Below are 24,917 nucleotides of genomic sequence, written 5' to 3'. Positions count from 1 at the left end.
CCCGCCCCCCGCGCGGGGCGGGAGTGCGCACGTCGGACGCCCTTCCCCGGATGCCCGGCCCGGGACGGCGGGCCGGTGAGGAAAATCTTGTTTATCGGTCAAATTCGGGATCGCACGGCACACGCATGGCCATGCAAACAGGTTCATGACACCCTCGAATGCCCGGCCAGTACAGGCCCTACCGGCGGGAGGACGCTGGTGGAGTTGGAGATACGGCTCTCAGGTTCGGTCGAGGTGCGCGTCGACGGGCGGCACGGGCCGCTGGGGCCCACGAAGACACGGCTGGCCCTGGCCTCGCTCGCCTGGGACGCGGGGCGGCCCGTGAGCGTGGACAGCCTGGTCCGCCGCATCTGGGACGACCACCCGCCGGCCACGGCCCGCGAGACGCTGCACACCCATGTCTCCCGGCTGCGCCGCGCCCTGCGGGCGGCCGACCCCGACGCGCCGACCATCACCAGCCGGACCAACTCCTACGTGCTGCACGTCGATCCGGACCGCGTGGATCTGCGCGCCTACACCAGTTGCGTGGAACAGGCGCGCGCGCTCAAGGGGAGCGACGACGACGCGGCCCTGCGGCTGCTGGAGCGGGCGGACGCCCACTGGTACGGCGAACCGCTCGCCGGGATCTCCGGCTCCTGGCCCGACCACCTGCGCGCGACGGTGGGCGAGACGCACCTCGGCGCCGCCATGACCCGCGCGGAACTCCTCATGAACGCGGGGAAGTTCGCGGAGGCCGCGCCCGTCCTCCTGCCGCTGGTGGACGAACACCCGGTGGACGAGGCACTGGTGGGGCTGCTGGCCGTCGCCCTGTACGGCGGCGGGCGCACGGCCGAGGCGACCCGGCTGCTGCAACGGACCCGGCAGCGGGTCATCCGGGACATCGGCCTGGACGGGGGCCGGCGCCTGCACCGCATCCAGGAGGGCATCCTGTCCGGCGCACCGGCCGGCGCGCTGTACGGGCACGGCACCCGTCCGGGGCCCGCCGCCCGGCCGGGGCAGCCGGGGCGGCCCGGCCGGCCGTCCCCGTCGTGCGCCCGGACACGCCCGTCCAGCGGGGGGCGACCGGAGCCGCCCCGGGGACGCGCGCACCCGTCCTGCCCCTGGCCGAGGCGCAGGCGCCCCCGCTCCAGGGCGCTTTGGCCCCGCCGGACGCGCCCGGCCTGCCCGTCCCGGTGGTCCGCGCGACCCGGCCGGCGGAGCCGACTCCCGTGCTCCCGGGCGCCGTCGACGTGCGGGTCGTGCAGCGGGACGCGACGGCAGCCGCGCCCGGCCGGCCGCGGTCGGCCTCCGCGCCGCCCCCCGTCCCGGCGGCCGCCACCACCGCCCCGGGCACCCGGGAGCAAGCGGCACCGCAGGAGGCGCCCGGGGTGGACCTGGAGGACCTGGCGCGCCGCCTGCTGGACCCGCTGTCCCGGCTGCTCCGTGCCGATCTGCGGCGCGGCCGGGAACGCGCCGGGCGGCCCTACGACGGACGCCGCTAGAGGAACACCGAAGGACGCGCTGAGGACATGGAACGGACGGCCCACGGATGACGGACAACATCTTCGCGACGAGCGTGTTCTTCCGGCTCTCGATCGGCGGCAACGATCTGGGGGCCTTTCACACGTGCTCCGGGATGGGCGCGCAGGTGGAGCTGGAGAGCTACGCCGAGGGCGGCAACAACGGCTTCACCTGGCAGCTGCCGGGCCGGGTCACCTGGACGAACATCACGCTCACCCGGCCGGTCACCGCGGACACGGTGAAGATCGGCCGCTGGCTCGACCAGACGCTGCGCCGGGTGGAGCCCAAGGACGGGGAGATCGTGGCGCTGAAGCCGAATCGGTCCCCGATCATCAGCTGGCAGGTGCTCGGCATCGTGCCGGTGCGCTGGGAGGGCCCGTCGTTCGACCCGGCGTCCTCGCAGGCGGCGGTGGAGACGCTGGAGATCGCCCACCAGGGGCTGCGGCCCTCCTGATCCCGCCCCGCGCACCCCGCCCACCCCGGTCCGTTCGAAAGGAGTTCCCGGTATGTCCCCTGCCACCCGCACCAGCCGTGCCAGGGCCCAGCTGACCCTGCGGGAACCCCCTGCGGTGGTCGGCGCGAAGCCCGGCGGGACCATCGCGCGGTTGAACCTCCAGTTCAACCCGTCCACCTTGCAGCTGCGCAAGACCACCTCGTGGCGGCGCACGCCCTCGCGGATGGCCGGGCAGTCGGCGCTGCCGGAGTTCGTGGGCAGCGGACCGCGCGAACTGAGCCTGGAGGTGTTCCTCGACGCGACCTCCACGCACGACAACTCGGTCGAGCAGGCGGTGGAGAAGCTGATGAAGGGCTGTGTGCCGACGCCGGCGAGTCTCGCCCGCAAGAAACCGGCCAGCCCCTGGGTGCGGTTCGAGTGGGGCAGCGCGCGCACGACGTCCTTCGACGGGGTGCTGTCCAGCCTGTCGGTGACGTACACGCTGTTCGACGTCGACGGCAAGCCGCTGCGGGCGACCTGCGCGCTGTCGGTGGAGGAGGCGAGCGTCGATCCGGCCGGTCAGAACCCCACCTCGGGATCGCGTACGGCCCGCAGCACGCACACGGTGGTGGCCGGGGACAGCCTGGCGCTGCTGGCCTGGCGGGAGTACGGCAACCCGACGGTCTGGCGGGTCATCGCGGAGGCGAACGGGATCGACGACCCGATGGACCTGCCGCCCGGCACCGAACTGGTGGTGCCGGCGCTCGGGGACGCGGGCGGTGAGGAGGAGCGGTGAGCACACCGGAGACGCGGGGCGGCCGGTCCTTCGCGGCGGACCCGATCGTGGAGGCGCCCGGCGAGCTGCCGCAGGTCTGGGCGGCGCAGCTGGTCAGCTGCGTGGTGGACGAGAACGTGGGGCTGCCGGACAGCGCGGTGCTCACCTACCGCGACCCCGACAACGAGTTCCTGCGGGCGAGCGGCATCACCCTCGGCACACCGCTGCGGGTGTCGGTGATGACGGTCTCCGGGCAGTCGCGCGAGGCGCTGTTCGACGGCGAGGTCACCGCGGTGGAGATCGACCGGGACGGCACCGGGTCGTTCACGGTGGTGCGCGGCTACTCCAAGGCGCACCGGCTCCAGCGGGGCCGGAAGGTGGTGGCGTACCGGAACATGACGGCCGAGGCCATCGTGCGCAAGGTGGCCGCGGGCGCGGGGCTCGCCTGCGGGAAGGTGGAGGCCGCGCCGGTCACCTACAAGCAGCTGTCGCAGGCCAACGTCTCCGACTGGGACTTCTTGCAGTACCTGGCGGGCGAGAGCGGCGCGCAGGTGCGGGTGGACGACAAGGGGCTGCTCCAGTTCACCCGGCCCGAGCCGGCGTCGGGGGCACCCGCGCCGTCGACCCCGGCCACGCAGAATCCGCTGGTGCTGGAGTACGGGCGCAATCTGCTGGCGCTGCGGGCCTCGCTGTCGGGCGCCGACGGCGCGTCCTCGGTGGAGGTGCGCGGCTGGGACGTCACCACCAGGACCCCGCTGGTGGCCCGCCGGCCGTCGGTGACCAGCAAGACGGTGCTGCCCGGTCTCTCTCCCGCGCTCGCGTCCGCGTTCGGGGCGTCGGCGAAGCTGACGGTGACGGACACCCCGTACCGTACGCAGGCCGAGACGACGGCGGCCGCGGCGGCGATCTCCGCGCAGGTGGCCGACGGGTTCGCCGAGCTGGAGGTCGTGGCGGAGGGCAGTCCGCGGCTGCGGGCGGGGCTGCCGGTGGCGCTCGGCAACGTCGGGCCCGCGTTCTCGGGGCGGTACACGGCGACGGCCGTCCAGCACAGCCTGGACCCGGGCGAGGGCTACCGGACCACGGTGTGGGTCAGCGCCAGCCCGGACCGGTCCCTGGCGGGCCTGGTGACCGGCGCCAACGCGCCCGGCCGCGGGCCGCGCATCCCGGGTCTGGCGATCGGTGTGGTGACGGACGTACGGGAGCCGGGCGGCGCGCAGAACGGCGCGGTGCGGCTCAAGTTCCCCTGGCTGGACGACACGTATGTGACCGACTGGGTGCGCACGGTGCAGTGGGGCGGCAAGGGCGGCGGGGGCGTGGTCAGCCCCGAGGTCAACGACGAGGTGCTGGTCGGCTTCGAACAGGGGCTGCTGGACAGTCCGTACGTCATCGGCGGCCTCTACAACGGCGTGGACAGCCCGTCCCCGCACGACGTGCCGCTGATCGACCGGACCAGCGGCACGGTCAACCGCCGTTCGGTGGTGTCCCGTTCGGGGCACCGGGTGGAGCTGCTGGACGCGCGGGCGCCGGGCCCGTCCGGGGTGCGGCTGCGGACGGCGGACGACCGCATGGAGGTGCTGCTCGACGACCGCAACGACCGGATCGAGTTGACCGTGTTCGCGGCCGGCGGCCGGCGCGCGCTGTCCTCGGTGCGGCTGGACGAGCGCGGCATCACGCTCGACGCGGGCACCGGCAAGGTCACCGTGAAGGGCGCCGACGTGGACATCGACGGCACCGACTCGGTGAAGGTGCACGGCCGTTCGGCGACCGTCAACGGGCAGACCGACCTCACGCTGGACGGCGGCCTGCTGGGGGTGCTGAAGGCCGACCTCGTCCGCATCAACTGACCGACCGCGCTCCGTGCGCACGTACTTCGAGGAGGAGCCCGTCATGTCCGGCGCAGCCCGTACCGGCGATTCCACCAGTCACGGCGGTGTGATCGCCACCCCGCCGCCCGGCGCCGCCGCGACGGTGGCGCGGGTGCTGATCGGCGGCCGTCCCGCCGCCGTCGTGGGCAGCCTGCACACCTGTCCGGTGCCCCCGCACGCGGCTCTCGGCCCGGCCAATGTGCTGCTGCCCGGTCCGGCCTCGCTGACCTCGGGCACGGTCCTGATCGGCGGGCTGCCGGCCGCGCGGGCGGGCGACACCGCCGCGTGCGGCGCGAAGGTGCTGCTCGGCGCCCTGAACGTGCAGATCGGAGGGGTGTGATGAGCGAGCGGTTCATCGGGCGGGGCTGGGCGTTCCCGCTGCGGGTCGGGCCGACCGGCGGGATCGCGCTGGTGGAGCGGGAACGGGAGATCGAGGAGGCCATCCGGCTGGTCCTGGGCACCGCCCCCGGTGAACGGCCGATGCGGCCGGAGTTCGGCTGCGGCATCCACGACTACGTCTTCGCGCCCGGCGACGGCGCCACGGCGGGCCGGATCGCCCAGCAGGTGCGCGAGGCGCTGGAGCGCTGGGAGCCGCGGATCGCGGTGGACGAGGTGGTCGTCGCCTTCGACGAGGTCGACGCCGGCACCCTCTACATCGACGTGCGCTACACCGTCCGCTCCACCAACGACCGGCGCAACCTGGTGTTTCCCTTCTACACGATCCCCTCCGAGGAGGGGGCCGAGGAAGCGGTCGCGAACTGATGGCCCTGCCCTCCCCCAACCTGGACGACCGGCGCTTCCAGCAGCTCGTCGACGAGGCGAAGCGCTACGTCCAGCAGCGCGCGCCCGAGTGGACCGACCACAACGTGTCGGACCCGGGCGTCACCCTGATCGAGACGTTCGCCTATCTCGTGGACCAGCTGCTGTACCGGCTGAACCGGGTGCCGGACAAGAACTACACCGCGTTCCTGGACCTGTTGGGCATCCGGCTGTTCCCGCCCGCGGCGGCCGGCGCCGAGGTCGACTTCTGGCTGTCGGCGCCGCAGCCCGAGACGGTGACGCTGCCCGCGGGCACCGAGGTGACCACCGCGGACGGCGACGCCGAGGAGCCGGTGGTGTTCGCCACCACCGGGGAACTGCGCATCGTGCCCAGCGAGTTGCTGCGGCTGGTGACCGCGCCCCGGTCCGGTGAGCAGACCGACCGGACCGGTGAGCTGGCCGAGGGGCGGGACGTGCGGTGCTTCCAGGCGGCCCCGCAGCCGGGCGACGCGCTGCTGTTCGGGCTGCCCGCCGCGGTGCCCCGGTGCATCGTGGCGGTGCGCCTGGACAGCCGGGTGGAGGGCGTCGGCGTGGACCCGCGCCAGCCGCCGCTGGCGTGGGAGGCGTGGGACGGGGGCCGCTGGCAGGAGTGCGAGACCGGCCCGGACACCACGGGCGGTCTGAACCGGCCCGGCGAGGTGATCGTGTACGTGCCGGCCGGGCACACGGCCTCCGTGATCGGCGGCACCCGGGCGGGCTGGCTGCGCTGCCGGGTCACCGAGGCGGAGCCGGGCCAGCCGTTCTACTCGGAGTCGCCGACGGTGCGGGAGGCGACGGTGTTCACGGTCGGCGGGACCACCCCGGTCGAGCACGCCGAGACCGTCACCGATGTGCCGCTCGGCACCTCGGAGGGGGTCGCGGGCCAGAGTTTCCGGCTGGGCCGCCCGCCCGTGCTGCTGGACGGCGAGCCCCCGCTGGTCGAGGTCTCCTCCGCCGACGGCTGGCAGCGCTGGGAGATCGTCGAGCACTTCGGCCGCTCGGGACCCGGCGACCGGCACGTCCGGGTGGACGCCACCACCGGCGAGTTCCTCTTCCCGCCCGCGCTGCGCGAACCGGACGGGACGCTGCGGCCGTGCGGCGCGGTACCGGAGAAGGGCGCCCACATCCGGGTGACCCGCTACCGCACCGGTGGTGGCCCGGCCGGCAATGTGGCCCGCGGCGCCATCTCCGTGCTGCGCAGCTCGGTGCCGTACATCGCGCGGGTCGTCAACCGGGAGGCGGCGCGCGGCGGCGTGGACGGCGAGACGGTGGAGAACGCCAAGCTGCGGGCCCCGGACGCGCTGCGCATGCAGGAGCGGGCGGTCACCGCCGAGGACCACGAGATCATCGCCCGGCAGGCGGCGCCCTCGGTGCGCCGGGTGCGCTGTCTGCCCGCCGACGACGGGGCGGGCGCGGTACGGGTGCTGGTGGTGCCGGACGCGGTGGCGGACGACGGCGACCGGCTCCGCTTCGAGCAGCTCATCCCCTCGGACCAGGTGCTGGCCGCGATCACCGAGAGCCTGGACGAACGGCGGCTGATCGGGACCCGGCTGGTGGTGGAGCCGCCGGTCTACCAGGGCGTCACCGTGGTGGCCCGGCTCGCGACCGCGCCCGGCGACACCGACCGGGTCCGGAACGCGGCGCTCGCCGCGCTGTTCGGGTACCTCAACCCGCTGCGCGGCGGTCCGGAGGGCACCGGGTGGCCGTTCGGGCGGCCGGTGCAGTACGGCGAGGTGTTCGGCGTGCTGCAGCGCGCCACCGGCAACGCGCTGGTGGAGGAGATCCGGCTGTTCGCCGCCGACCCGATCACCGGGCGGCGGGGCGCGCCGGTGGACCGCATCGACGTGGGTCCGGGCGCGCTGGTCTTCTCCTACCAGCACCAGGTCGTCGTGCAGCCGGTGGAGCCGGAGGTCCGTCCATGAGCCGTGCCGCCGTACCCGGCCTGCCGAGCCGGCACCCGATCGGCGGGCTGCTGCCCGCGCTGTACGCCGACGACGACTTCGCCCAGCGGTTCACCGCGGGCCTGGACACCGTCCTCGCCCCCGTGTTCGCCACCCTCGACAACCTGCCCGCGTATCTCGATCCGCGCCTCGCCCCGGCGGACTTCGTGGCCTGGCTGGCGTCCTGGGTGGGCGCCGACGACGACCCCGGGCGGCCCGCGGAGCTGCGCCGCGAGGCGGTGGTGCGGGCGGTCGAGCTGCACCGCTGGCGCGGCACCCGGCGCGGCCTGGTGGAGCGGCTGCGGCTGACGCTCGGGGTGCACGCCGAGGTCACCGGCGACGGCGGCGCGGTGTGGTCCCGCTCCCCGGGCACGCCCCTGCCGCCGGCGCCGTCCGGCGAGGTGCTGGTCCGGGTGTGGCCGGGCCGGGAGCCGCAGGTGGACGCGGACCGCGTCCGCGAGGTCGTCCGCGCCCACTGTCCCGTGCACGTCCCCTGCCGGGTGGAGATCCTGTCCGGCCCGCCCTCCGACGAAGGGAGGTGACGCCGTGCGCGCCTGTCCCGCGTGCGGGGCGTCCAACGGCCCCGACGACGATTTCTGCGGCAACTGCGGGGCGTACCTGGGGTGGTCCGCGGAGGCCGGCCGCCCCGCGCGGGAGCCGGGTCCGGGTCCGGCCGCCGACGCCCCGACGCCCTCCCGGGGGCCCCGCAGGGCCCGCCCCGAGGGGGACGACCGCACGCCCCGTACCGACGACGCCCCGGACGCTCCGGACGCCCCGGACGCCTCGGACCGGCCGACGCCCGGTACGGCCCCCACGGCGACCGGCACCGCGAGCACACCCGCGGCGCCCGCCGCACCCGCGGCACCACCGGCACCGGAACCGACACCGACACCGACACCGGAACCGGCACCGTCCACGGCACCCGCGTCGTCCGCCCCGGCGTCACCGGTGCCACCGGCGCCCCCGGCTCCGGTTGCCCCGCGCGCGCCCGAGCCCGTCGCGCCCGACCCGCGGCAGCCCGCCCCGGTGCGGCCCGCCAAGGCGGTGGCGCCGCGACCCGTCGTGCGGCCGGTGGCGGCGCGGGAGGAGGTGGTGGGGCCGCCGTGCCCCGCGTGCGGGACGCCGAATCCGCCGGGACGCCGGTTCTGCCGCCGCTGCGCCACCCCGCTGAACCCGCAGGCGGCTCCCGAGGCGTTGCCGTGGTGGCGGACCGTGTGGCCGTTCCGGCGCCGGGTGCGCGCGGGCTCCGGGCGCTGGGTGCGGCTGCTGGTGATCCTAGTGGTGGTCGCGGCGCTGTGCGCGGGCGCCTTCCTGCTGCTGCCCGCCGGACGGGCCCTGGTCGAGGACACCCGGGACAAGCTCAGCGGTACGAAGCCGGTCACGCCGGTCCGCGTCACGGCGAGCGCCTCGGTGAGCGGGCATCCGGCGGCGAACACCACGGACGGCCTGAGCAACCGCTACTGGGCCGCGCCGGGGCCGGGTGCGTCGGTGACGTACACCTTCGGCAAGCCGTTCCGGCTGGTGGACCTCCTCGTCACCAACGGCGCCTCGGACTCGCCGCAGCAGTACGCGACCGAGGCCCGCGCTCTGCGGATGGACATGGAGATCACGTCCTCGGACGGCACCGTGCACCGCAAGTCGGTGACCCTGAGCGACAAGGCGGGACCGCAGACCGTCACGACCGGGATCAGCGACGTGGTGGGCGTGCGACTGGTGCTGCGGTCGGTCACGGGGCTGACGGCGGGCCGGCACGTCGCGCTCGCGGAGGTGGAGTTCTTCCAGCGGAGCTGAGCGTCCGCCCGCTCCTCCCCGGCCGCTCCCCCGGCCGGTCCACCCGACCGGTCCGGTCCGTCCCACCCGGTCGGTCCGACCTGGTCGGTCCCACCCGACCGGTCTATCCGACCGGGGAGGAGCGCGGGCGCAGCCGGGCGGCCAGGACGGCGACGTCGTCCTCGGCGCGGCGGACGTCGAGGCGGCCGACGACGGTGTCGAGGATCTCCTCGGGGCCGGCGGCGGCCCCGAAGCCGAGGCCCGCCAGCCGGTCCAGGGAGCGGTCGATGTCCTCGCCGCGCCGCTCGACCAGCCCGTCGGTGAACAGCACGAGGGTCTGCCCGGGCGCCAGACGGTAGGTGGCCGGCTCGTAGCCGCCGAACCCGGTGCCCAGGGGCGGGCCGACCGGCACCGGCAGCCGGGTGGCCCGCCCCTGCGGATCGATCACGAGCGGCGGCAGATGCCCGGCGCCGGCCAGCGTCACCATGCCGCGGTTGGGATCGACCTGCGCCAGCAGGCAGGTGGCGGGCCTGCGGTCGGGTTCCTCGGCGGCCATGTCGTCCAGCTGGCGCAGCACCCGGTGCGGGGGCAGATCGGCGGAGGCGATGTAGCGCAGGGCGGACCGGTAGGCGGTCATGTCGACCGCGGCCTCCAGACCGTGCCCCATGACGTCGCCGACGACCAGCAGGGTGCGGCCGAAGTGCAGGCGCACGGTCTCGCACCAGTCCCCGCCGACCAGCGTGCTGTTCCCGACCGGCAGATAGCGGATGGCGACGTCCAGGTTGGGGTGCGGGCGGCCCGGTTCGGCCAGCAGGGCGCGCTGGAGCTTGCCGATGACGCCGCTGAGGGCGTCGTGCTCGCGGGCGTGCCGGATGTGGGAGGCGGCGCACTCGGCCAGGAACCGCAGGAACTCCGTCTCCGGCGGCGGGTACGGCTCGGCCCCGCGGGCGCAGACCAGCACGCCGTGGCAGTGGCCGCCGGCGGTCAGCGGCACACAGAGCGCGGCACGGTCGTCGCCGGGCTCGGGCGCGACCCATCGGTCCTCGTCCGGGCCGGCGGCCGGCCGGAGGGCCGCGGCGACCCGCCGGATCTCGGGCAGCAGGTCCCGGTCGCCGCTGACGGCCTCGTAGGCCGTCCCGGCCTCGCGGCCCCGGCGCAGCACGGCCGCGGCGCCGCCGAGCCGGGCCGCGGCGGCGCGGGTCAGCTCGGCACAGGTGGTGTCCTCGTCCAGGGTGGTGCCGATCCCGGCCGCCACCGCGCGCAGCTCGGCCGGACCCGCCGGCACGCGGGTCCGCTCCGGGGCGGGTACGCCGTCTTCGACCCCGACGGCCGCCACCGTCGACTGACGAAACGGGTGAAACCAATCCACCACAGCACTCACCTTAGAGGGGGATCCCCGCACAGTCCCGCCATGAGCACATCAGCACGGACGGGTCGCCGCCCGGCCCCGGGCGGCGGCGACCCGCTCCAGGACCGGCCGCCAGGTCTCCGGCGCCGGCACCCGCCGACCGGCCGCCTCGCCCGCGTCGTCGGCGCGGCCCAGCGCGACCGCCGCCGCGCAGTCGGGCCCGGCCGCGAAGGCGGCGGCCTCGGCGGGGGTCATCGGACCGCCCTGCCGGCCGAGGGTGCGGGCGCTCTCCGGGAACGACGCGAGGTGCGGGTCGGGGGCGGCGGGACGGCGCTCGGCCGGAATGTGCAGGGCGACCGGCCGGGCGACCCGGGGTCCGAGCAGGCCCTCGACCGCCGCCGCGGCGTGCGCGCCGTGCCCGGCCTCGCCGCCCGGCACGAGGTGGTGGCCGAGGCCGTGGACGAGCCCGGCCGCCCGTGCCTCCTCGTCGTCCGGGTGGCTCGCGGCGAGCAGGGCGGCGGCCTGGAGGCCGTGGTCGAGGAGGTCCACCGGGTCGCCGGGGCCGTCCGGGGTGTCCCGGGCACCGGCGCAGCCGGCCGGCAGGTCCATGAGGGCGTCGACGGCCCGGACGGCGCGGATCGGGTGGTGCGTCATGGGGCCACGCTGCCTCGGCGGGGTGTACGGCCGGGTGTACGACAGGTGGCCTGGGGATGTCCGGTCCGTTCCTTCCCCGGCGCCGTGTCCGGGAGTGGGCGCCACCGCCCGGGACACGGGATCCTGGTGAGGACGGAGCCCTGCGAGGAGGCCAGGAGGCGCGGCCGGTGATCGCCGTCAACCCGCTGGACAGCGCCTCGGTGCTGGCGGCCTTCGGCGCGCTCGGCGTGCTGACGGTGATCTTCGCGGAGTCCGGCCTGCTGGTCGTCGGCTTCTTCCTGCCCGGGGACACGCTGCTGTTCCCGGCCGGTGTGCTGTGCGCGGGCACCGCCCAGCAGCCGCCGCGCCTGGCGCTGTGGCAGGTGCTGCTGTGCGCGGCGGTCGGCGCGGTGGCCGGGGGCCAGGTCGGCTATCTGATCGGGCGGCACGGCGGCCGGGCGCTGCTCGCGCGCACCTCCAGCAGGCGGGTGAAGGGCGCGGCGTCCCGCGCCGAGGAACTGCTCGCCCGGTACGGCTACGGCAAGGCGCTGGTGCTCGGCCGGTTCGTGCCGCTGCTGCGCACGGTGCTGCACCCGGTGGCGGGGGCGCTGGAGGTGCCGCTGCGGCCGTTCACCCTCTGGCAGAGCGTGGGCGGGGTGCTCTGGTCGCAGGTCCTGGTGCTCGCGGGCTTCACCCTCGGCGCGTCGGTCCCCCAGGTGAACGACTATCTGCTGGTGCTGGTCGTGGCGGTCGTCGTGCTGTCCCTGCTGCCGCTGCTGCTGGAGGCCCGCCGGGCCCGCCGCGAACGGCGGGCCCGGCAGAGTTCCTGAGGGGGTCCCGGTCCGCCGGGGCGGTCACAGCGCGGCTCCCCGGTACGTCACCCGTCCCGCCAGCACCGTCGCCACCACCGGCACCTGCGCCAGTTCGGTGTCGGCGACGGCCAGCGGGTCCTCGGCGAGCACCGTGAGGTCGGCGCGGTGGCCGACGGCGAGCCGCCCGGCGATCCCCTCTTCCCCCGCGACCCAGGCGGGGTTCACGGTCATCGCCCGCAGTGCCCGCAGCGGGGTGAGGGCCTGGTCGGGGCCGTGCGGCGGCAGGGAGAGGTCGGCGGGACGGCGGTGCCGGGCGCCCGCCATGACCTCGAGCGGCGGGTACGGCGCCACGGGCCAGTCGGAGCCGAGCACCACCCGCGCCCCGGCGTCCCACAGGTCACGGCAGCGGAAGGCGTGCCCGGCCCGCTCCTCGCCGAGCCGCCGCGACCAGTTGTCGGTGTGGTCAGCGCGGGTGAACTCGCAGCAGTGGGTGGGCTGCATGGACGCGGCCACCCCGAGCGGCGCGAACCGCCGTACGGTGTCGTCCGGCACGGTCTCGATGTGCTCGACGCGGTGCCGTACGGCGCCGGGGCCCTCCGTCTGCGCCTTCTCCACGGAGTCGAGCACATGCCGTACGGCAGCGTCCCCGATGGCGTGGGTGGCGGTGGGCACCCCGGCGCGGTGCAGGGCGGCGATCACCCGGCTGTAGCGCCGCGGGTCGGGCCAGAAGGCTCGGGTGGACTCCCCGTGCCGGTCGGGCGCCTCCAGCCAGGCGGTGCCGTTGTCGATGGTGCCGTCCATGAACAGCTTCACACCGGCCACCCGCCACAGCGCCCCGCCGGTGCCCTGGAGCCGGATCAGCTCGGCGACGGTGTCGTCGTCGGCCTCCGGCGGGCACCAGGGGTGGACCCGCAGCCGCAGCGGCAGGGCGTCCTCGGCCTCCAGCGCGGTGTAGACGGCGAGGGTGTCGCCGTTCGCGTCCATGGCGTGCCCGCCGGTGAGGCCCGAGGCGGCCATCGCGCGCAGCACCTCGGCGGCCCGGGCGCGGATCTCGGCCTCGGTCGGCCGGGGCGCGACGGCCTCCACGAGTGCGCAGGCGGCGTCCTCCAGCAGGAGCCCGGTGGGCCGTCCGTCGGCGTCGCAGACGATCTCCGAGCCCTGCTCGAAGGCGCGCGGCCCGTCGATGCCCGCCAGTTCCAGGGCGCGTGCGCCGGCCAGGGCCGAGTGGGCGTCGAAGAGCTCGATGAAGGCGGGGACGCCGTCGAGGACGGGCCCGAGGGCCGCGTGTCCGACGGGCGCACCGCCGAAGGCGTTGGGGTCCAGGCCCCAGCCGCGCAGCCAGCCGCCCGGCGGCAGCGCGCGCACGGCGTCGGCGAGCACGGCCCGTACCGCGTCGAGGTCGCGGCAGGCGGAGAGGTCCACGCCCATGGTGCGTTCGGCTCCGGAGACGGGGTGCAGGTGCCCGTCGGTCAGGCCCGGCAGGACCACGGCGCCGCGCAGGTCGAGCACGGTGCTGCGGGGTCCGGCGAGGGCACGGGCCTCCCGGTCGTCCCCGAGCAGGACGATGCGGCCGTCCCGCGCGGCGAGCGCGGTGTGCGGCAGGAGGGCGCCGGTGCCGGGGTCGAGCAGCCGGGCGGAGAGCAGGACGAGATCGGCGGGCACGGGGCTCCTTCAGGAGGGGGACTGTTCGGTGGACTCGGGGTGGCCCAACGCGTCTGCGGGCAGACCGAGTTCGCGCTCGGCGGTGCTGTGCGCCATGCGCAGCACGGCGGCGGGCCGGGCCGGGGTGACGGTGTTGACGTGGACGCCGAGGCCGTCGAGGACGACGAGGATCTGGACGGCGGCCCCGAGGGGGTCGGCGGTACGGAACTCGCCCGCGGCCACGCCGTCCCGGATCAGCTCTTCGAGGCGCCCGCGCCAGGCGGCCTCCTGCCGTGCCACCCGCTCACGCAGCAGCGGCCGGTAGCGGCTCAGGTGCCGGGCGTTGATCCACAGCCGACTGATGGCGTCGTACTCCTCCCCCACGGTCCGGCCCAGGAACCACCTCAGCCGAACGAGCGGCCCGGCGTCGGCGGCCCCGGCTCCGTGAGGTGCGGTGCCACTGGGCGCGACCCGGGCGGGCGCGGTACCCGGCTCCGGTCCCTCGGCCCCGGCCCCCGCGGCCGGCAGCAAGCGGTCCAGTTCCGCGGTCGCCGCGTTGCCGAAGGCCTCGGCGACCAGTTCCTCGGCCGACGGGAAGTAGTGGCTGATCAGTCCCGGGCGCACGGCCAGTTCCTCGCCGATCCGGCGCAGGGTGACGCACTCCAGGCCCTCGGCCAGGGCGACGGCGGCGGCCGTGGCCACGATCTCCGCCCGCCGGGCCGCCGGATCCTTGCGAATTCGCTTGCGCTGAACGCTTGACGACATGACAGGGATGCTATTGAGTGTGCGACCAATAAGCAACTGGTCGCGTGCCCAACAAGCGCCCGGCCTCCCTTCCCCGCCGCTTTCCGGAGGGCCCCATGGCGTCCACGCTCCCCGATCCCTGTCCCGACGCGCAGACCGCGCCCGCCGAGGGGCGCGCCCCCTCCTCCCGGGGTCCCGGCGGCGTGGAGGCGCACGGCATCGACCACATCCCGGACTCCGAACGCCGGGGCAGGCCGCGGGAGTTGTTCTCGGTGTGGGCCGCCGCCAACGTCAACTACCTGAGCCTGGTGGTCGGCGGCGCGCTCGTGCTGATGGGCCTGAGCCTGTGGCAAGCGCTCGCGGTGACCGTCGTCGGCAACCTCTTCTGGCTGCTCACCGGGCTGCTCGCGGTCCCGGGGCCGGCCGCGGGCGCGCCCAGCGAGGTCATCACCCGGGCGCTGTACGGGGTGCGCGGCAACCGGGTCAACAACGCGGTGACCGGCTGGCTGATCTCCGTCTGCTACTTCGCGCTCAACCTGGCCGCCGCCGCCACCGCGGCCTTCTCCCTGGTGGCCCGGACGGGCCTGCCCGTGAACTCCGCGGTCAAGGCGGTCGTCGTGGTGCTCATCGCCGCGGTCACCCTCGCCATCAGCGTCTACGGCCACTCCACGATCGTGCGTCTGTACATGCCGATCACCCTGGCGCTGACGGCCGTGTTCGCCGTCCTCGCGGTCGTCGTGCTGCGGCACACGGACTTCTCCTACGCGCCGCGCCGGCCCCTGAGCGGCGACGCGCTGTGGGCGACCGTCCTGGCCGGCGTCGCCCTGATCGCCTCGGGCCCCCTCTCCTACACCACCAGCGCCGACTTCTCCCGCTATCTGCCGCGCACCACCTCGCCCGGGGCGGTGGCCGGCTGGACGGCGCTCGGCGGCTTCCTGCCCGGCGTGGTGGTGTGCGGGCTCGGCGCGTGCGCGGCCACCGCCGTCGACATGAACGACCCCCAGTCCGCGCTGCAACCGCTGCTGCCCGCCTGGTTCCGGCCGCTGTTCCTGCTCGCGCTGGTCCTCGGCACCGTCACCCTCAACGCGCTGACCGCCTACAGCGCAGGTCTCGCCCTCCAGGCCGTCGGCATCCGCATCCGCCGCTCGCTCAGCGTCCTGGTCGACGGCACGGTCTCGGTCTCGCTCACCCTGTACGCGCTGCTCGTCTCCGACTTCCTGGACACCGTCGGCGAGGCGCTCCAGCTGACCGTGGTCCTGCTCGGCCCCAGCACGGCCGTGTACGCCGTCGACATCCTGCTGCGCCGGGGCCGCTACGACGGTCCCGCCCTCGCCGACGAGTCCCCCACCGGCCGCTTCTGGTACACCGGCGGCGTCAACTGGCGTGGCGCACTCGCTCTTTCGGCGGGTGTCGCCGCCTCCGCGCTGTGCGTCGACACGGTCTACACCGGCCCGGTGGCCGCGGCCCTCGGCCAGATGGACCTGGCCCTGCCCGCAGGGCTCCTGGTCTCCGCCGCCGCCTACGCCCTGCTGATGCGCGGCCCCCTGCGCACAGGCGTCCGAGTCCCGCCGCGCTCTGGACGGCTCCCCGGCCATCCGTGACACTGGGCCGGGACAAACGCCCCGGTCCCCAGGACGGTGACATGGAAGCAGAGGAAGTCCCGCGCGTCGAACTCACCCCGCATGCAGCGGAGTTGGTGCGCCGTCTGCGCGCCGTCCATGGGCCCCTGATGTTCCATCAGTCCGGCGGCTGCTGCGACGGCAGCGCGCCCATGTGCTACCCGGACGGCGAGTTCCGCACCGGCGACTCGGACGTGCTGCTGGCGGAACTGGACGTGACGGGCGTGGCCGAGCCGGTCACCTTCTGGATGTCCCGCAGCCAGTACGAGGTCTGGCGCCACACCCGGCTCATCGTGGACGTCGTGCCGGGCCGCGGCAGCGGATTCTCCCTGGAGGCACCCGAGGGGGTGCGTTTCCTCACCCGTTCTCGCGTAGTCGACGCCTAGTCCTCCCGTAGTCCGCGCCGTTCTGGTGCACTGCCCCCGGACACAGGGACGGTTGACGAGACATCAGGGGGCACGGTGACCAGACGTCGCAGGCGTTCGGCAGCGGGCAGAGCGGTTCTCACGGTTGTCACGGCGTTCGGTGTGCTGGCCGGCGCGGCCCTCGCGGGGGCGGCGCCGGCCGGCGCCGTCGCGGAGGGCCGGAGCATCGCGCCGGGCGTCGCCTACCGGGAGTTCGACGTGCGCGCGGCCGCGGGCACGGCGCACGCCCATCTGCTCACGGTCGACCTCGGCAATCCGCACGTCCGCGTCGGCCTGCTGCACCCCGGTGCGGTGGCCGCCCGGGCCACGGTCTCCGCGATGGCGAACGCGGTCGGCGCGCTCGCGGGCGTCAACGGGGACTTCTTCGACATCACCGAGACCCAGCACCCGGGCGTCGACGCCACCGGCGCGAGCGTCGGCCCGGCCGTCGCGGACGGCGAGGTGCTCAAGGCGGCGGTGCCGAACGGCCAGCGGTTCGGGCCCGCGCTGCCGCCGGGCGCCACCACCGAGGACGTCCTCGGCGTGGGCACCGACCACCGGGCCCGCCTGGACCGGCTCTCCCTGACCGGCTCGGTGCGCACCCCGGCGGGCCGACTGCCGCTGAAGGGGCTCAACCAGTACGCGCTGCCGCAGAACTCCATCGGCGCCTACACCACCCGGTGGGGCGGCGCCTCCCGCGAACGCGCCGTCTGCGGCACCGACACCGACCGGGCAGCGGGCTGCACCACGGACACCTACGAGGTGACCGTGCGCGGCGGCCGGGTGGTCTCCGCCGCCACCGCCCCGGGCGGCGGCGCGATCCCGGCGGACACCACGGTCCTGGTGGGCCGCGAGGAGGGCGCCCGGCAACTGCGCGCGCTCGCCGTCGGGGACGCCGTGACCGTCACGCACTCCCTGACCTCGGCCTCCACCACGGTCGCCTACGCCTTCGCGCTCGGCGGCTTCCCGGTGCTGCGCGACGGCGAGCCGCTGTCCGGGCTGGACGCCACCACCTCGGCGGTGCGCACGGCGGTGGGGTTCGACGGCGGCGGCCGGCGGCTCCTGATCCTCGCGCTGGACGGCGCCGCCGCCTACCGCCCCGGCCTGACGGTCGCCGAAGAGGCCGCCACCCTGCGGTCGTTGGGGGCGTCCGACGCGTTCAACCTGGACGGCGGCGGCTCCACCGAGATGGTCACCCGGGACCCGGGCGCGGCCTCGGTGACCGTGCGCAACCATCCGAGCGGCGGCGCCGAACGCCCCGTGGCCAACGGGGTCGGCGTCTTTGGGACCGGCTGACCGACCGCGGGGCTCAGGGCCGCAGGCTGCTGACCAGGTCGGCCGTCGCGTCGAGCCCGCTGTGGATGGTGGGTGCCATGCTCGTGCACGCCAGATAGAAGCCGAGCATCATGCAGACCAGGGCATGGGAGACCTTCAGCGAGCCGTTGCGCATGAAGATCACGGCCAGGATCAGGAGCAACAGCACCACTGAGATGGAAATCGCCATCGGAACCTCCTCCGCCACGCCCAAATGGGGCATTCGGTCGCAAGTGTGGCGTAGCGGAGGGTTCCATCGGGCGGCTGGCGTGTCCGCCGAACGTGTGGTGTCTCGGCGGTACGCCTCAGGGCGCCCGCAGATCGACCAGTTCGGCCAGGGCCTCGCGGTGGGCGCCCGCGGTGCCGTAGGCGAGGGAACCGGCCTTGGCCCGCTTGAGATACAGGTGCACCGGGTGCTCCCAGGTCATGCCGATCCCGCCGTGCAACTGGAGCGCCTCCTCGGTGGCGTGGACGGCGACGGGGGCGGCGTAGGCCTGGGCGACGGCCACCGTGATCTCGGTGTCCTCCCCCGTGGCCAGCGCGTCGGCCGCGGCGCGGGCGGCGGCCCGCAGACCGACCACCTCCAGCCAGAGCTGGGCGAGCCGGTGCTTGAGCGCCTGGAAACCGCCGACCGGCCGGTTGAACTGCTTGCGCTCCTTGAGGTAGCGCACCGTCTCGGTCAACGCCCAGTCGGCCACGCCCAGTTGTTCGGAGGCGAGGAGTCCGGCGGCGGCCCGCAGGGCGCGCCGCACGGCGGGCGCGGCGTCGCCGACCCGGCGGCCGGTCGCGCCGTGGAGGGTGACGGTGGCGAGCGGCCGGGTGAGGTCCAGGGAGGCCACCGGGGTGCGGGTCACGGCGTCGGCCGCCACGGCGTACAGCCCGCCGTCATCGGCCGGGACCAGCAGCACGTCCGCGGCGGTGGCGTCCGCGATACCGGTCAACTCCCCGTGCAGGACGCCGTTTTCGACCCGGGCGGTGCGCACGGGGGCGCCCGGCGCCACGTGCAGTCCGACCGCCAGCGCGCCGATGGTGCGCCCGGTGGCCAGCCGCCCGAGCAGCTCCCCGTCGCCGCAGGCGAGCAGGGCCTCGGTGGCCACGACCGCGCTGGCGAGGTACGGCACCGGAGCGACGGCCCGCCCCAGCTCCTCCAGCACGACGGCGACCTCGCGGTGGGAGGCACCCTGTCCGCCCAGATCCTCGGGGATCAGGAGCCCGGCGAGGCCCATGCTCCCGGCGAGGGACTTCCACAGATCGAGGTCGTGCGGCGTGCCGGACTCGACGCGGGCGATGACGTCGGCCGCGGCACAGTGGTCCGTGAGCAGGTCCCGTACGGCGGCCCGCAGCGCCTCTTCCTCCTCCGAGTACAGCAGGTCGGTCATCGGGACAGGTCCTTCCAGGCGACGTCCTTGTCGGTGCGCGGCTCGGCGGGCAGCCCGAGGACGCGCTCGGCGACGATGTTCAGCAGGACCTCGCTGGTCCCGCCCTCGATGCTGTTGCCCTTGGCCCGCAGATAGCGGTAGCCGGCGTCGCGGCCGGTGAAGTCCACCAGCTCGGGGCGGCGCATGGTCCAGTCGTCGTACAACAGGCCCTCCTCGCCCCGGAGTTCCACCTCCAGACCGCTGATCTCCTGGTTGAGGCGGGCGAAGGCGAGCTTCATGCCGGAGCCCTCGGGGCCGGGCTGGCCCGCGGCCAGTTGCTGGCGCAGCCGTTCGCCGGTGAACCGGGCGACCTCGGCCTCCACCCACAGCCTCAGCAGCCGCTGGTGCAGGTCGTGGGTGCGCGCCTCGGGCCGTTCGCGCCAGGTCCGGGCGACCGGGCCGATCATGCCGCCCTCGCGGGGCAGCCGCATGCCGCCGATGGAGACGCGCTCGTTCATCAGGGTGGTCTGGGCGACCCGCCAGCCCTCGCCGACCTCGCCGAGGCGGCGGGTGTCGGGGATGCGGACGCCGGTGAGGAAGACCTCGTTGAACTCGGCCTCCCCGGTGATCTGCCGCAGCGGCCGCACCTCGACACCGGGGTCGGTCATGTCGCAGACGAAGTAGGTGATGCCCTGGTGCTTGGGCAGGTCCGGGTCGGTGCGGGCGATCAGGATGGCCCAGCGCGCCAGATGGGCGCTGGAGGTCCACACCTTCTGCCCGTCGACCACCCACGCGTCGCCGTCCCGCACCGCCCGGGTGCCGAGCGCGGCGAGGTCGGACCCGGCGCCCGGCTCGCTGAACAGCTGGCACCAGACCTCCTCGCCCGTCCACAAGGGCCGCAGGAAGCGCCGCTTCTGCTCCTCGGTGCCGTACTCGAGGATCGTCGGCGCGGCCATCCCGAGCCCGATGCCGATCCGCCGGGGGTCGTTGTCCGGGGCGCCCGCCGCCGCCAGTTCCGCGTCCACGGCCGCCTGGAGGGAGCGCGGCGCGCCGAGGCCGCCCAGCCCCTTCGGGTAGTGCACCCAGGCGAGCCCGGCGTCGAAGCGGGCGCGCAGGAAGTCCAGCCGGTCGGTCTGCTCCGGCGGGTGCGCGGCGAGGAACTCCCGGGTACGGCCGATCAGTTCGTCGGTGTGGCTCACGCCGCCCCCTCCAGGACCACGGCGATCCGGCCGGTGGTGCGGCCGTCCGCCACCTTCCGCACGGCGCCCGCGGCTGCGGCCAGCGGCACCCGCTCGCTCACCAGCGGCCTGATCGCGCCGCGCGCGGCCAGTGCGGTCAGCTCCTCGTGGCAGCGCAGGACCAGCTTCGGGTTCTTGGTGTTGTACAGGCCCCAGTGCAGGCCGACGATCGAGTAGTTCTTCACCAGGGCGTGGTTGAGCGCCGGGGTGGGGATGGTGCCGCTCGCGAAGCCGACGACCAGGATGCGGCCCTCGAAGGCGGCCAGCTTGGCGGACTGGGCGTAGGCCTCGCCGCCGACGGGGTCGTAGATCACATCGGCGCCGCGCCCGCCGGTGGCCTCCTTGACGGCGGCGACGACGTCCTCGGTGCGCCGGTCCACCACCACGTCGCAGCCGAGCTCCCGGGCGACGGCGGCCTTCCCGGCGCCGCCGACCACGCCGATGACGGTGGCTCCGGCCGCCTTGCCGAGCTGCACGGCGGCGCTGCCCACGCCGCCGGCCGCGGCGTGCACCAGCAGGGTCTCGCCCGCCTCCAGCCGTGCCCGCCGGTGCAGTCCGAACCAGCCGGTCTGGTAGCCGATGTGCAGGGCGGCGGCCTCCGCGTCGTCCAGCGCCTCGGGTGCGGGCAGCACGGCCGCCTCGTCCGCGACGGCGTACTCGGCGAAGCCGCCGTACGGCAGCGCGGGGGTGGCGATCACCCGGCGGCCGTCCTCGGTCTCGCCGCAGATCTCCACGCCCGGGGTGAACGGCAGCGGCGGGCGCACCTGGTACTGGCCCCGGCACAGCAGCGCGTCCGGGAAGTTGACGTTCGCCGCCCGCACCCGCAGCAGCACCTGCCCGTCGCCCGGGGTGGGCCGCGCGGTCTCCGCGAGACGCATCACCTCGTCGGGCTCGCCGTTCTCGTGCACCTGCCATGCCTGCATACGGGGCCTCCACGCGACCGCATCGTCCGACCGGGTTCCGCTCGCATACTAAGCGGTCGCTTGCCCGCGAGGGAACACCCCTCGGAAGAGCTCACCTCGGCGCCGCCGGGCGCGCCCGCACATGCATCCGCTCCCCCTGCGGCCCGAACAGGCTCAGGAACTCCGCCGGCCCCTCCCCCGTCGACCCGAACCAGTGGGGCACCCGGGTGTCGAACTCGGCCGCCTCGCCGGCCGACAGCACCACGTCGTGCTCGCCGAGCACCAGGCGCAGCCGCCCGGAGAGCACGTACAGCCACTCGTACCCCTCGTGGCTGCGCGGCTCCGGCTCCTCCTGCCGCCTGGGTTCGAGCACCTTGAAGGCCTGCAGGCCGCCGGGCTGGCGGGTCAGCGGCCAGAAGGTGCGGCCGTACCGCTGCACCGGCTCGGCCCGCACCCGGGGATCGCCGACCGGCGGCGCGCCGACCAGTTCGTCCAGCGGGACCTGGTGGGCCTGGGCGATCGGCAGCAGCAGTTCCAGGCTGGGCCTGCGCAGCCCGGACTCCAGCCGGGACAGCGTGCTCACGGAGATGCCGGTGGCCTCGGACAGCGCGGCCAGCGTCACCTCCCGCTCCTTGCGGATCCGCCGCAGCCGGGGACCCACCTCCGCCAGAACGTCTTCGGTACCCATGAATCCATTGCAGTTTCGGCAAGGACATTTGTCAATCCCGCAGGCTTCGGGCGACCGTCGGCGGCGGAGGTGGTCACATGACCGAGAACATGGCCGCGCGCTACGAGGTGGTCGTCGTCGGCGGCGGGGCGGCCGGGCTGTCCGCCGCGCTGGTGCTGGGCCGGGCCCGGCGCCGGACGCTCGTGGTGGACGCGGGCGAGCCGCGCAACACGCCGTCCGCCCACATGCACGGCTATCTGACCCGGGACGGCATGTCCCCGGCGGAGTTCCTGGCCGCGGGCCGGGAGGAGATCGCCCGGTACGGGGTGGAGCTGGTCCGCGGCCGGGTCGTGGACGCGAGCCGCGACGAGGACGGCTTCACCGTCGTCCTCGCGGACGGCGGCACCGTGCGGGCCCGGCAGCTGGTGGTCGCCACCGGGCTGCGCGACGAGCTGCCGCCGCTGCCGGGGCTGGCCGAGCGGTTCGGCCGGGACGTGCTGCACTGCCCGTACTGCCACGGCTGGGAGGCGCGCGACCTGCCGACCGGGGTGCTGGCGACGTCCGCGCTCAGCGTCCACCAGGCGCTGATGGTCACCCAGTGGTCGAAGGACGTACGGCTCTTCCTGCACCTCGTGCCCGAGGCGGAGCTGACGGACGAGGACCTGCGGCGGCTGGCCGCCGCCGGGGTCGCGGTGGTGCCCGGGGAGGTCGCGGGGCTCGTCGTCACCGGCGACCGGCTCACCGGCGTACGCCTGGCGGACGGCACGGTGCACGACCGCGAGGTGCTCTACGCCGCGCCGCGTGCCGTTCCGGAGAACCGGCTGTTCGTCCGGCTGGGCGCCGAACTGCGCGAGACGCCCTTCGGCGCCTACCCGGTGATCGACGAACGGGGCCTGACGAGCGTGCCCGGACTGTGGGCGGCGGGCAACGCGAGCGGCTTCAGCGAGCAGGTGGTCAACGCGGCGAGCCGGGGGTACCGGGCGGGCGTGGCGATCAACGGGGAGCTGCTGTTCGCCGACCTGGACGCGGCGCTGGGGTAACGCCCCCCGGGTGCCGCGCGCAGGTGTCGGGGCCGCCCGCACGGTGCACTCTGAGGGCATGTTGCTGAGTCGGCTCGCGCAGGTGTCGGGGGAGGTCGCCGCGACGGCGGCGCGGTCGCGGAAGATCGCTCTGCTCGCGGAGCTGTTCCGGGAGGCGGACGCGGAGGACGTGCCGGTCGTCATCCCCTATCTGGCGGGACGGCTGCCGCAGGGCCGGCTCGGCGTCGGCTGGAAGGTGCTGGGCCGTCCGGTGCCCCCCGCCGCCGAGCCGACGCTCACCGTCCGCGAGGTGGACGCCCTCCTCACCGGCCTGGGCAAGGTGTCCGGGCCCGGCTCCCAGGCGGAGCGCGCCCGGCTGGTCGGCGCGCTGCTGGGCGCGGCCACCGAGACGGAGCAGCGCTTCCTGCGCGGGCTGCTCACCGGCGAGGTCCGCCAGGGCGCCCTGGACGCGGTCGCGGTGGAGGGCCTCGCACGGGCGACCGGCGCGGACCCGCACGACGTACGGCGGGCGGTGATGCTGTCGGGCTCGCTCCAGACGGTCGCGCGGGCCCTGCTGGGCGAGGGGCCCGCCGCGCTCGACCGGTTCCGGCTCACGGTCGGCCGCCCGGTGCTGCCGATGCTGGCGCACAGCGCCTCCTCCGTCGCCGAGGCGGTGCGCAGGCTGGGCGCCTGCGCGGTGGAGGAGAAGCTGGACGGCATCCGGGTGCAGGTGCACCGGGACGGCGACTCGGTCCGGGTGCACACCCGCACGCTGGAGGACATCACCTCCCGGCTGCCCGAAGTGACCGCCGCCGCCCTGGCGTTGCCGGGCGAGCGGTTCATCCTGGACGGCGAGGTGATCTCCTTCGACGCGACCGGGCGGCCCCGCTCCTTCCAGGAGACGGCGGGCCGGGTCGGCTCCCGCGCGGACGTGGCGCGGGCCGCCGGGCAGGTCCCGGTCTCCCCCGTCTTCTTCGACGTGCTCGCCGCCGGCGACCGCGACCTGCTCGACCTGCCGTTCGCCGAGCGGCACGCGGAGCTGGCCCGGCTGGTGCCCGAGCCGATGCGGGTGCGGCGCACGGTGGCCGGGGGGCCGCGGGACGTCCCCGAGGCGGAACGGTTCCTCGCCGAGACCCTGGCCCGGGGGCACGAGGGCGTGGTGATCAAGTCGCTGGACGCGCCGTACAGCGCTGGCCGGCGCGGCGCCGCCTGGCTCAAGGTCAAGCCCGTGCACACCCTCGACCTGGTGGTCCTGGCCGCCGAGCGGGGCCACGGCAGGCGCACCGGCAAGCTCTCCAACCTCCATCTGGGCGCGCGCACCGCCGACGGCGGTTTCGCGATGCTCGGCAAGACCTTCAAGGGCATGACGGACGCGATGCTCGCCTGGCAGACCGAGCGGCTGCGGGAACTGGCGGTCGAGGACGACGGCTGGACGGTCCGGGTCCGCCCCGAACTCGTCGTCGAGATCGCCTACGACGGCCTCCAGCGCTCCCCGCGCTACCCGGCCGGCGTCACCCTGCGCTTCGCCCGCGTGCTGCGCTACCGCGAGGACAAGAGGCCGGAGGAGGCCGATACGGTGGAGGGCCTGCTGGCGGCCCACCCGGAGGTGACACCGTGACGGTGCGCAGGACGAAGCGCAGTGCGGGGCTGCTGGTGTTCCGGCCCGCGCCCGGCGGGATCGAGGTGCTGCTCGGTCACATGGGCGGACCGCTGTGGGCGAAGAAGGAGGCCGGGGCCTGGACCGTGCCCAAGGGCGAGTACGAGGGCGACGAACCCGCCTGGGAGGCGGCCCGGCGCGAGTTTGGCGAGGAGCTGGGCCTGGTGCCGCCGGACGGGGAGGCCGTACCGCTGGGCGAGGTCGTGCAGCGGAACGGCAAGGTCGTCACCGCCTGGGCGGTGGCGGGCGACCCGGACCTGTCCGGCTTTTGCCCCGGCACCTTCACCATGGAGTGGCCCCCGCGCTCGGGCCGGCGCCAGGAGTTCCCCGAGCTGGACCGGGTGGCCTGGCTCGGCCTGGAGCGGGCCCGTGAGGTGATCATCACGGCGCAGGCGGAGTTTCTCGACCGGCTGGCGGAGCACTCGGCCTGCAACAGCGGACCTGGCGTTGCGCTCGGACGGGCCGCGCGCGAAGGTCTAA

At 75.3% G+C, this 24,917-nt stretch carries 24 protein-coding genes and 2 pseudogenes; 17 read left to right on the top strand and 9 right to left on the bottom strand.

From position 1 onward, the window contains the following. Positions 1 to 75: 75 nt before the first annotated feature. The 10 genes and pseudogenes from FRZ03_RS16015 to FRZ03_RS40325 form a co-directional block, all read left to right on the top strand. Positions 76 to 918: pseudogene (locus FRZ03_RS16015) on the top strand (AfsR/SARP family transcriptional regulator); the annotation flags it as partial. Between the two features lie 110 nt (positions 919 to 1,028). After that, the gene (locus tag FRZ03_RS16010) at positions 1,029 to 1,481 is read left to right on the top strand and encodes a hypothetical protein (RefSeq protein ID WP_146465812.1); all 453 of its coding nucleotides are present in this window, start codon (positions 1,029 to 1,031) and stop codon (positions 1,479 to 1,481) included. 47 nt (positions 1,482 to 1,528) lie between these two features. Continuing rightward, a complete protein-coding gene (locus FRZ03_RS16005; RefSeq protein ID WP_146465811.1) occupies positions 1,529 to 1,954 on the top strand; it encodes a phage tail protein in 426 nt (141 codons plus the stop codon). 52 nt (positions 1,955 to 2,006) lie between these two features. After that, positions 2,007 to 2,729, top strand: a complete 723-nt coding sequence (locus FRZ03_RS16000; protein ID WP_146465810.1) for a CIS tube protein — start codon at positions 2,007 to 2,009, stop codon at positions 2,727 to 2,729. After that, on the top strand, positions 2,726 to 4,552 hold the full coding sequence (locus tag FRZ03_RS15995) for a VgrG-related protein (RefSeq protein ID WP_146465809.1): 1,827 nt from the start codon (positions 2,726 to 2,728) through the stop codon (positions 4,550 to 4,552). The genes FRZ03_RS16000 and FRZ03_RS15995 overlap by 4 nt, the downstream gene beginning before the upstream one ends. 43 nt (positions 4,553 to 4,595) lie before the next feature. Next, positions 4,596 to 4,913 (top strand): PAAR domain-containing protein, encoded by a 318-nt coding sequence (locus tag FRZ03_RS15990; RefSeq protein WP_146465808.1) that lies wholly within the window; start codon positions 4,596 to 4,598, stop codon positions 4,911 to 4,913. After that, the gene (locus tag FRZ03_RS15985; protein WP_146465807.1) at positions 4,913 to 5,335 is read left to right on the top strand and encodes a GPW/gp25 family protein; all 423 of its coding nucleotides are present in this window, start codon (positions 4,913 to 4,915) and stop codon (positions 5,333 to 5,335) included. The genes FRZ03_RS15990 and FRZ03_RS15985 overlap by 1 nt, the downstream gene beginning before the upstream one ends. Next, complete coding sequence (locus FRZ03_RS15980) at positions 5,335 to 7,293, top strand: putative baseplate assembly protein (protein WP_146465806.1); 1,959 nt, start codon at positions 5,335 to 5,337, stop codon at positions 7,291 to 7,293. Before FRZ03_RS15985 ends, FRZ03_RS15980 begins: the two co-directional genes overlap by 1 nt. Continuing rightward, the gene (locus FRZ03_RS15975; RefSeq protein WP_146465805.1) at positions 7,290 to 7,853 is read left to right on the top strand and encodes a phage tail protein; all 564 of its coding nucleotides are present in this window, start codon (positions 7,290 to 7,292) and stop codon (positions 7,851 to 7,853) included. Before FRZ03_RS15980 ends, FRZ03_RS15975 begins: the two co-directional genes overlap by 4 nt. Before the next feature lie 670 nt (positions 7,854 to 8,523). Then, entirely contained in the window at positions 8,524 to 9,102 is a 579-nt protein-coding gene (locus tag FRZ03_RS40325; protein WP_261399118.1) for a discoidin domain-containing protein, read from the top strand. Between the two features lie 103 nt (positions 9,103 to 9,205). Here the strand turns inward: FRZ03_RS40325 and FRZ03_RS15965 are convergent, their stop codons facing one another. Both FRZ03_RS15965 and FRZ03_RS15960 read right to left on the bottom strand, forming a co-directional pair. After that, entirely contained in the window at positions 9,206 to 10,366 is a 1,161-nt protein-coding gene (locus tag FRZ03_RS15965; protein ID WP_261399117.1) for a SpoIIE family protein phosphatase, read from the bottom strand. A 135-nt stretch (positions 10,367 to 10,501) separates the two neighbouring features. Next, on the bottom strand, positions 10,502 to 11,083 hold the full coding sequence (locus tag FRZ03_RS15960; RefSeq protein ID WP_261399116.1) for a metal-dependent phosphohydrolase: 582 nt from the start codon (positions 11,081 to 11,083) through the stop codon (positions 10,502 to 10,504). Positions 11,084 to 11,250: 167 nt separating this feature from the next. On the opposite strand from FRZ03_RS15960, the gene FRZ03_RS15955 reads away from it, so the two are divergent. Continuing rightward, entirely contained in the window at positions 11,251 to 11,892 is a 642-nt protein-coding gene (locus FRZ03_RS15955) for a DedA family protein (protein WP_146465802.1), read from the top strand. Positions 11,893 to 11,916: 24 nt separating this feature from the next. Here the strand turns inward: FRZ03_RS15955 and FRZ03_RS15950 are convergent, their stop codons facing one another. Together FRZ03_RS15950 and FRZ03_RS15945 are read right to left on the bottom strand one after the other, a co-directional pair. Continuing rightward, entirely contained in the window at positions 11,917 to 13,536 is a 1,620-nt protein-coding gene (locus FRZ03_RS15950) for an amidohydrolase (protein WP_146465801.1), read from the bottom strand. 9 nt (positions 13,537 to 13,545) lie between these two features. Then, positions 13,546 to 14,280: a TetR family transcriptional regulator C-terminal domain-containing protein gene (locus FRZ03_RS15945; RefSeq protein ID WP_146465800.1), complete on the bottom strand. Its 735-nt coding sequence runs from the start codon at positions 14,278 to 14,280 to the stop codon at positions 13,546 to 13,548. A 95-nt stretch (positions 14,281 to 14,375) separates the two neighbouring features. Between FRZ03_RS15945 and FRZ03_RS15940 the strand changes: the two genes are divergently transcribed. The 3 genes from FRZ03_RS15940 (at position 14,376) to FRZ03_RS15930 (ending at position 17,578) form a co-directional block, all read left to right on the top strand. Next, positions 14,376 to 15,860 (top strand): purine-cytosine permease family protein, encoded by a 1,485-nt coding sequence (locus FRZ03_RS15940; protein ID WP_146465799.1) that lies wholly within the window; start codon positions 14,376 to 14,378, stop codon positions 15,858 to 15,860. A 41-nt stretch (positions 15,861 to 15,901) separates the two neighbouring features. Continuing rightward, a complete protein-coding gene (locus FRZ03_RS15935; RefSeq protein WP_146465798.1) occupies positions 15,902 to 16,264 on the top strand; it encodes a DUF779 domain-containing protein in 363 nt (120 codons plus the stop codon). Between the two features lie 141 nt (positions 16,265 to 16,405). After that, positions 16,406 to 17,578, top strand: a complete 1,173-nt coding sequence (locus FRZ03_RS15930; protein ID WP_146465797.1) for a phosphodiester glycosidase family protein — start codon at positions 16,406 to 16,408, stop codon at positions 17,576 to 17,578. A 13-nt stretch (positions 17,579 to 17,591) separates the two neighbouring features. Here FRZ03_RS15930 and FRZ03_RS15925 read toward each other — a convergent pair whose 3' ends face one another. The 5 genes from FRZ03_RS15925 to FRZ03_RS15905 form a co-directional block, all read right to left on the bottom strand. Next, on the bottom strand, positions 17,592 to 17,786 hold the full coding sequence (locus FRZ03_RS15925) for a hypothetical protein (protein WP_146465796.1): 195 nt from the start codon (positions 17,784 to 17,786) through the stop codon (positions 17,592 to 17,594). Between the two features lie 115 nt (positions 17,787 to 17,901). Further along, on the bottom strand, positions 17,902 to 18,975 hold the full coding sequence (locus FRZ03_RS15920) for an acyl-CoA dehydrogenase family protein (RefSeq protein ID WP_146465795.1): 1,074 nt from the start codon (positions 18,973 to 18,975) through the stop codon (positions 17,902 to 17,904). Further along, on the bottom strand, positions 18,972 to 20,153 hold the full coding sequence (locus tag FRZ03_RS15915; protein WP_146465794.1) for an acyl-CoA dehydrogenase family protein: 1,182 nt from the start codon (positions 20,151 to 20,153) through the stop codon (positions 18,972 to 18,974). Before FRZ03_RS15915 ends, FRZ03_RS15920 begins: the two co-directional genes overlap by 4 nt. After that, complete coding sequence (locus tag FRZ03_RS15910; RefSeq protein ID WP_146465793.1) at positions 20,150 to 21,115, bottom strand: NADPH:quinone oxidoreductase family protein; 966 nt, start codon at positions 21,113 to 21,115, stop codon at positions 20,150 to 20,152. Before FRZ03_RS15910 ends, FRZ03_RS15915 begins: the two co-directional genes overlap by 4 nt. 91 nt (positions 21,116 to 21,206) lie before the next feature. Next, a complete protein-coding gene (locus FRZ03_RS15905) occupies positions 21,207 to 21,782 on the bottom strand; it encodes a helix-turn-helix domain-containing protein (RefSeq protein ID WP_146465792.1) in 576 nt (191 codons plus the stop codon). 77 nt (positions 21,783 to 21,859) lie between these two features. Here FRZ03_RS15905 and FRZ03_RS15900 point away from each other — a divergent pair, with 77 nt between their 5' ends. From FRZ03_RS15900 to FRZ03_RS40320, 3 genes and pseudogenes are all read left to right on the top strand, one after another. Continuing rightward, positions 21,860 to 22,801: an NAD(P)/FAD-dependent oxidoreductase gene (locus FRZ03_RS15900; RefSeq protein WP_146465791.1), complete on the top strand. Its 942-nt coding sequence runs from the start codon at positions 21,860 to 21,862 to the stop codon at positions 22,799 to 22,801. Positions 22,802 to 22,859: 58 nt separating this feature from the next. Continuing rightward, positions 22,860 to 24,398, top strand: coding sequence for an ATP-dependent DNA ligase (locus tag FRZ03_RS15895; RefSeq protein WP_146465790.1), 1,539 nt, complete (start codon positions 22,860 to 22,862; stop codon positions 24,396 to 24,398). Next, positions 24,395 to 24,829: pseudogene (locus tag FRZ03_RS40320) on the top strand (NUDIX hydrolase); the annotation flags it as partial. The gene FRZ03_RS15895 and the pseudogene FRZ03_RS40320, both read left to right, overlap by 4 nt. Positions 24,830 to 24,917: the final 88 nt, after the last annotated feature.

Origin of the sequence: Streptomyces misionensis (assembly GCF_007896895.1) — a bacterium.
GTDB lineage: Bacteria > Actinomycetota > Actinomycetes > Streptomycetales > Streptomycetaceae > Streptomyces > Streptomyces misionensis_A.
This window is presented reverse-complemented; position numbering and strand designations above follow the sequence as displayed.